The sequence below is a fragment of the Plantactinospora alkalitolerans genome, from assembly GCF_015690345.1.
In the GTDB taxonomy this organism is placed as follows: Bacteria; Actinomycetota; Actinomycetes; order Mycobacteriales; family Micromonosporaceae; genus Plantactinospora; species Plantactinospora alkalitolerans.
The window spans coordinates 1-7,833 of sequence record NZ_JADPUN010000235.1 but is presented as its reverse complement, the minus strand read 5'-3'; the positions used below and the strand labels follow the sequence as shown (position 1 = coordinate 7,833).

General features: G+C 70.8%; 4 protein-coding genes. 3 read left to right on the top strand and 1 reads right to left on the bottom strand.

Annotated elements, in window-relative coordinates; genetic code table 11:
* A partial coding sequence (locus I0C86_RS45565; protein ID WP_230394841.1) for a hypothetical protein occupies positions 1–2,140 on the top strand: 2,140 nt, incomplete at its 5' end.
* A gap of 42 nt (positions 2,141–2,182) precedes the next feature.
* On the opposite strand, the gene I0C86_RS26600 is transcribed toward I0C86_RS45565, so the two are convergent.
* Positions 2,183–2,809, bottom strand: a complete 627-nt coding sequence (locus I0C86_RS26600; protein ID WP_323373862.1) for a TetR/AcrR family transcriptional regulator — start codon at positions 2,807–2,809, stop codon at positions 2,183–2,185.
* 99 nt (positions 2,810–2,908) lie between these two features.
* Here I0C86_RS26600 and I0C86_RS26595 point away from each other — a divergent pair, with 99 nt between their 5' ends.
* Positions 2,909–5,161, top strand: a complete 2,253-nt coding sequence (locus I0C86_RS26595) for an MMPL family transporter (RefSeq protein ID WP_196204023.1) — start codon at positions 2,909–2,911, stop codon at positions 5,159–5,161.
* Between the two features lie 278 nt (positions 5,162–5,439).
* On the top strand, positions 5,440–7,833 hold a 2,394-nt coding region (locus I0C86_RS26590), incomplete at its 3' end, for a WD40/YVTN/BNR-like repeat-containing protein (protein ID WP_196204022.1).

Here is a 7,833-nt window from a genome sequence, read left to right as displayed (position 1 = left end):
GGACGGAGCCGATACGGGGCGGGCCGGTACCGGAGGGGCCGGTACCGGACGGGTCGGATCAGGACTCCGGGTCCGGGCGGCCCTCGTCCGATTGGTCAGGCACGAGTGGGTGCTCGCCGTACTCGGTGGGCTGCTGCTCGCAGTGGTGCTGACCTGGCCGACGCTGCGGGACATCACCTCGACGATCCCCCAGGACACCGGTGACCCGACCCTCCAGGCGTGGCAGATCGCCTGGGGTGGGCACGGGCTGCTGCACGATCCGCTTCAGCTGTGGCATTCGAACACGTTCTATCCGGAGCCCTACACCTACGCCTACTCCGACACCCTGCTCGGTTACGCCCCGGCGGGCATGATCGGCGAGGGCCCGGTCGCGGGCGTGGTGCGCTACAACATCCTGTACGTCCTGGTGCACGCACTCGCCTTCGTCGGGGCGTACGCCCTGGTCCGGCAGCTCGGCGCGGGCCGGATCGGCGCCGCGGCGGCCGGTGTCGCCTTCGGGTACGCCCCGTGGAAGCTGGCCCAGGCCGGCCACCTGCACGTGCTGTCGATCGGTGGCATCGCCCTGGCCCTGGCGATGCTGGCCCGAGGACACGGCTGGTCGCTGCGCCACGGGTACCGGCCGGACCGGCGGCGTCCCGGTTGGGCCTTTGCCGGCTGGCTGGTGGCGGCCTGGCAGATGACGTTGGGCTTCGGTATCGGGCTGCCGTTCGGCTACGTCCTGGCGCTGGTCTGCCTGGCGGCGGGTGCCGGGTTCGGCTGGTCCTGGTGGCGTCGTCGGACCCGTCCGGTGTTCGGGCGCCGGCTGTTCACCGCCGACCTGGCCGGTGGCGCGGTGTTCACCGGGGTCACGCTCTTCATGGCGTTGCCGTACCTGCAGGTGGTGGCCCTGCATCCGGCCGGTCGGCGGACGCTGGCGCACGTGGCGCAGTTCTCGCCGCCGATGCGGGGCTTCCTGACCGCACCGCCGGAGAACTGGCTCTGGGGCGAGCGGCACGCCGCCGCCCGGGAGGGGCTCAGCTTCGCAAACGAGATGACCCTGCTGCCGGGGGTGGTGCTGGTCGGTCTCGCGTTCGCCGGACTCTTCTTCTCGGTGTGGCGGCTACGGCACCGGGTGCTGCTCGGCCTGGGGGTACTGGTCAGCGTGGCACTGGCCAGCGGCACCAACTTCGGTGGCGACGGTGACCCTGGGTACGCGACCCTGGTGCTGCACGCTCCCGGCTGGGACGCGATCCGTACCTCGGGCCGGCTGGTGATCTGGACGACGCTGCTGCTCGGCATTCTGGCCGCCGGGGCGCTCACCGCGATGACCGCCCGCCCGCCGGCCGCCGACCCCGATGCGCCTGCCGACCCCGATGCGCCCGCCGACCCCGATGTGCCTGCCGACCCCGATGTGCCGGCCGGGTCCGATGCGGCCGTCGGGTCCGATCTGCCCGCCGGGTCCGATGCGGCCGTCGGGTCCGATCTGCCCGCCGGGTCCGACGGCGCGGCCGGGTCCGACGCCGGGTCGGATGCGGCGCCTGCGGAGGTCCCGGCGGCGCAGTCGCGTGCGGTGGTGACGGAGACGGTCCCGGCCGGACCGGCACGGCCGGCGGACGAGGCGCCGGACGGGCCGGTGCCGTTGCTGCGTCCGGCCGCGTATCAGCCGTCGCCGGAGGTCGAGGAGGCCGACCGGAAGGCGCAGACCGAGCGGACGACCGACTTCGGGAAGACCCTGGTACGACTCCTCGCGCTCGTACCGCTCGCCCTGATCCTTCTGGAGGGCGTCAACAGGACTCCGCACGTGCCGGTGCTGCCCCAGCCGGCGGCCCTGCGTACGGCCGAGGGACCGCTGATGGTGTTGCCGAGCAGCGGAACGCTGGAGTTCAGTGTGATGCTCTGGTCCACCGACAACTTCCCGAAGATGGTGAACGGGCTGGCCGCCTTCACCCCCGAGTCCCAGGCCCGGACCCACGCCGTCACGGCCGCCTTCCCCGACCAGGGCAGCGTCCGCTATCTGCGTGAGCTGGGCATCCGTACCGTCGTGGTGCTACCCGAGTATCTGCCGGGTACGCCGTGGCAGGACGTGTTGACCCGGCCGGTGGACGGGCTCGGCATCTCCCGCGAGGAGGTCTCCGGCTCGGTGGTGTTCCGGCTCGGTTGAGGCTCCGCCCGACCGCCCCGTCGACCGACTGCGGATCGGCCTCTACCGATGCTCGGCGGGGCTGTCGAGCGGCGCGAAATAGCCGTACATGGCCTTCTTCAGTTCGGTGATCAACGCCGCCCGCTCGGCCCCCTCGGCGGCCACGATCGACGGCATCACCGCCGCCACGATCTGCACGCCGACCAGCGCGCTGCGCTGCCGATCGGCCGCGGGCAGCGACGGTGAACGCGCCGCCAGCACCGAGGCGACCCGGCCAACCACCGCCTCCTGGAGCGGCCGGGTCGCCGCCGCCAGCCCGGCCGGCATGGCCGGGTTGTTGAACAGCGCCTTGGCTCCCGGGTTTGCCACGCGGAACGCGATCAGCGGGTCGAGCATCCGGTCGAGCAGGTCGCCCAGCGGCATGTCGGCGACCGATGCCATGCCGAACGCCGATGCGTGTGCCTCCCGCAGCGCCTCCACCAGCCGTACCGAGAGCGCCTCGGCGATCGCCTCCTTGTTGGCGAAGAACTGGTAGAGCGAGCCCGGCGAGATGCCGGCCCGGGTGGCGATCGCATTGGTGGAGGTCGCCTCGAAGCCGACCTCGGCGAACAGGCCCAGGGCGGCGTCGAGGATCTCGTTGATCCGCCGCAGGCCACGTTCCTGCCGGCGCACCGGACGGGCATCAGACACTCGCACCCCTTGACTAATACGAGTAACTGCTCGTATTTTCGAAACGCGTGCAATCGCTCGTGTTTTGACCCTAACAGAGCGCAGAGAGCGGGCTTCACCATGCCTCCACTGCATCGGCTGGGCGGCTTCCTCGTACGGCGTCGCCGACTCACGCTGATCACCGGCCTGCTGGTCACCCTCGCTCTGGCCGCCGTCGGTGCCGGTGCGATGGGCATGCTGGTGCTCAGCCGCTGGGAGGCACCCGGCACCGAGTCGGTGCGCGCCCAGGCGGTGCTGGAGCGCGACTTCGGCACCGGCAACGCCAACCTGATCCTGCTGGTCACGGCCAGGTCCGGCACGGTGGACGACGCCGCGGTCACGACGGCCGGACGAGCGCTCGCCGACGAACTGGGCGCCGCACCGATGGTCGGCGACGTCTGGTCCTACTGGTCCGACGACGCCGATCCGATGCTGCGCAGCGACGACCGGCGGCACGCGCTCGTCCTGGCGTACGTCGAGGGCGACGCGACCACTACGCGCGCCGAGATCCGGGAGAACCTGCTGCCCGCCTTCACCCGGTCGACCGACGCCGTCGAGGTCCAGGTGGCCGGCGCGGAAGCGGTATCCAGCCAGGTCAGCGAGCAGGCGGCCCAGGACTTCGTCCGGGCGGAGCTGCTCATCATCCCGCTGATGTCGCTCCTGCTGATCGCCCTCTACCGGCGGGTGCGGCTGGCCCTGCTCACGCTCGGCGTCGGGCTGTTCGCCGTCTTCGGCACCCTCGCCGGCCTGCGCCTACTGGCCGGCGTGACCGAGGTGTCCACCTTCGCCGCCAACATCACCCTGGTGATGGGGGTGGGACTCGGCGTCGACTACAGCCTGTTCGTGATCGCCCGATTCCGCGAGGAGCTGACCGCCGGCGCCAGCGTGGCCGACGCCGTACAGATCACGGTGCGCGCGGCCGGACGTACCGTGATCTTCAGCGGCCTGACCGTCGCGGCCTCGCTCTCCGTGCTGCTGGTCTTCCCCTTTCCGTTCCTGCGCTCGTTCGCCTACGCCGGCACACTGGTGGTGGTGATGGCGGTGCTCGGTGCGCTGATCCTCCTGCCTGCCGCACTCGCCGTGCTGGGCGGACGCGCCCTGCCCCGGGGCCGCCCGGCCGCGGCCGTGGGCGATCGGGGATTCTGGTATCGGTTCGCCTCGACGGTGATGCGCCGCCCGGTGCTGTTCGCGGCGGCCGGTCTGGTACTGATCGGCGTGCTCGGAGCGCCGGCTCTGGGCCTGCGGATAGGGCTGCCCGACGACCGGGTGCTGCCGCCCACCGCCTCCAGTCGCCAGGCGTCCGACGACCTGCGTGCGAACTTCGCCCAGGAGGCGAACGACGCCATCCACGTGGTGGCGCCCACCGGCCGGGACACCGACCCGCAGGCACTGGCCGACTACGCCGCCCGGCTCTCGCAGCTGCCGGGCATCGTGCAGGTCAATTCGGCCGTGGGCGTCTACACCGGCGGTGTGGCCGCCCGACCGGTGCCTGACCCGGACCGGCTCACCAGCACGACCGGCACCCGGCTGGAGGCGATCCCGAGCCGGGAGGTGCTCTCCGGTACCGGCGTCACCCGGCTGGTCGACCAGGTCCGAGCCCTGCCGGGGCCGTTCGGCCAGGTGCTGGTGGGCGGCTACCCCGCTGAGCTGACCGACTTCCGCACCTCGCTGACGAGCCGGGTGCCGCTGGTCGGCGGGCTCATTCTGGCCGTCACGTTCGTGGTGCTGTTCCTGATGTCGGGGAGCCTGCTCATCCCGGTCAAGGCCACCGTGCTCAACCTGCTCAGCCTCTCGGTGATGTTCGGGGCCCTGGTGTACGTCTTCCAGGACGGCACCTTCGCGGGCCTGCTCGGCTTCACCCCGATCGGCACGCTCGACCCCGCGTTCCCGATCCTGATGTTCTGCGTGGCCTACGGCCTGTCGATGGACTACGAGGTGTTCATGCTCTCCCGGATCAGGGAGCGGTACGAGGCGACCGGCGACAACACCCGGGCGGTGCTGGAGGGCCTGCAACGCAGCGCCCCACTGGTCACCGCGGCGGCGACGATCCTGGCGCTGTCGTTCTCGCTCTACGCGGTGGGCGAGGTCATGTACCTACAGATGATCGGCGTCGGCGTGGCGTTGGCGATCCTGGTCGACGCGACGGTCATCCGGGCGGTTCTGGTGCCGGCGCTGATGCGGCTGGCGGGCAGCGCGAACTGGTGGGCGCCGGGCCCGATGCGGCGCCTGGCCGACCGGTTCGATCCGCACGGCGGGGGACCGCTACCCGCGTACGCCCCGGTGCCCGCTCCGCACGTCCACGATGGAGCGGGAACAGCGTCGACGCCTGGTTAGTTTGCTCCCCCAACTATTGACAGCGAGCGCAGACGTGTGTGAACGTCTGCACGAGGCCGTCGAGGGAGCCAGGACGACGCCACGGGAGCCCAGGGCAGCTCCTGATCGGAACCTTTCACGTCCGCGTACGCGACCGGCGGACCGGACGGCTCGCACCGTTCCCGGTGACCACCTGCCGAACGCTCGGCGCGCGCGGGGTGGTCGTCCTCTCCGGTGTGCCGTTCCGTTTCCACCAGGCATGCCGACCGGCGCAAGCTCTTCGACCCAGGGAGCCGTACATGCGTAGAAGTCTCGCCAGTGCGCTCGCGGCCGTACTGGCCGCCGGCGCGGTGGCCGTGGTGGCCCAGATCGCCGTCAGCCCGTCCGCCGCACCGGCCTCGGCGGCCGCATCCGAGCCGTACTCGTGGCGGAACGTCCGGATCGACGGAGGCGGCTTCGTTCCGGGCATCATCTTCAACCCCACCGAGCGGAACCTGATCTACGCCCGCACCGACATCGGCGGCGCCTACCGTTGGGAGCAGTCCAGCCAGTCCTGGACCCCCCTGCTGGACTGGGTGGGCTGGGACCGGTGGGGCTGGAACGGCGTGCTCAGCATGGCCACCGATCCGGTGCAGACCAACCGGGTGTACGCGGCCGTCGGGATGTACACCAACGACTGGGACCCGAACAACGGCGCGATCCTCCGCTCCACCGACAGGGGCAACACCTGGCAGGCGTACCAGTTGCCGTTCAAGGTCGGCGGCAACATGCCGGGGCGGGGCCAGGGTGAGCGACTCGCGGTCGATCCGAACCGCAACAGCACGATCTACTACGGTGCCGAGGGCGGAAACGGACTCTGGCGCAGCACCGACTACGGGGCGACCTGGGCCAAGGTGACGAACTTTCCGAACGCCGGCAACTACGCCCAGGACCCGACCGACCCGAACGGCTACCTCAGCGGCAACCAGGGCGTCACCTGGGTGAGCTTCGACAAGTCCACCGGCAGCGCCGGCAACGCCACCCAGACCATCTACGTAGGGGTCGCCGACAAGGCCAACCCGGTCTACCGCAGCACCAACGGCGGTACGAGCTGGGAGCACATCGCAGGCCAGCCGACCGGCTACCTGGCGCACAAGGGCGTCGTCGACCCGGTCGGCGGGTTCCTCTACATCGCCACCAGCGACACCGGCGGCCCGTACGACGGCGCCAAGGGCGACGTCTGGAAGTTCAACCGGTCCACCGGGGCCTGGACCCAGATCAGCCCGGTCCCGTCCAGCAGCGCGGACGCCTACTACGGCTACAGCGGGCTGACCATCGACCGGCAGAACCCGAACACGATCATGGTGGCCACCCAGATCTCCTGGTGGCCGGACGCGATCTTCTTCCGCAGTACCGACGGTGGCGCGACCTGGACCCGGATCTGGGACTTCGCGGCGTACCCGAATCGCACCAAGCGCTACACCATGGACATCAGCACGGTGCCGTGGCTCTCGCTCGGGGCGAACCCCGCCCCGCCGGAGGAGTCGCCGAAGCTGGGCTGGATGAACGAGTCCCTGGAGATCGACCCGTTCGACGGCAACCGGATGATGTACGGCACCGGCGCCACCATCTACGGCACCACCAACCTGCGCAACTGGGACAGTGGCGGGACGCTCACCATCCGGCCGATGGTCCGGGGACTGGAGGAGACCGCCGTACTGGACCTGATCAGCCCGCCCACGGGCGCGCCGCTGATCAGCGGACTCGGCGACATCGGCGGCTTCCGGCACACCGACCTCGACGCCGTACCGCCGATGATGTTCCAGCAGCCGTACTTCACCAGCACCACCAGCCTGGACCTCGCCGAGCTGAATCCGAGCATCATGGTCCGGACCGGCAGCTTCACCGACTCCGAGCGGCCGAACGACAGCCACGTCGCCTTCTCCACCGACGGCGGGGCGAACTGGTTCCAGGGCCAGGAGCCGGGCGGGATCAACAGCGGCGGTACGGTCGCCACGGCGGCCAACGGCAGCCGGTTCGTCTGGGCCCCCGGCGACCCGGGCCAGCAGGTGGTCTACTCGGTCGGGTACGGCAACTCGTGGAGCCAGTCCAGCGGCATCCCGGCCAACGCCGTGATCGAGTCCGACCGGGTGAACCCGAACAAGTTCTACGGATACTCGGCTGGTCGGTTCTACGTCAGCACCAACGGCGGCCAGAGCTTCACCGCCACCGCAGCCACCGGGTTGCCGAGCACGGGTGCGAAGTTCAAGGCGGCGGCCGGCACCGAGGGCGACATCTGGTTGGCCGGGGACACCGGACTGTTCCGGTCGACCGACTCCGGTGCCAGTTTCACCAAGGCATCGAACGTGAGCAGCGCGGTCAACGTCGGCTTCGGCCGGGCGGCACCGGGGCAGACGTACCCGGCGGTCTTCCTGGTCGGGACGGTCGACGGCGTACGTGGGTTGTACCGGTCGGACAACGCGGGCGGAACATGGGTCCGGATCAACGACGACCAGCACCAGTACGGCAACATGGGTGAGGCGCTGACCGGTGACCCGAGGATCTACGGCCGGGTCTACCTGGGCACGAACGGCCGGGGCATCCTGGTCGCGGATCGGCTGGGCGGGCCGACCGCCACGCCGACGACCCGTCCGCCGACGACGACACCCACCACCCGCCCGCCGACGACGACGCCGTGGCGGGTGGCGTCTGTC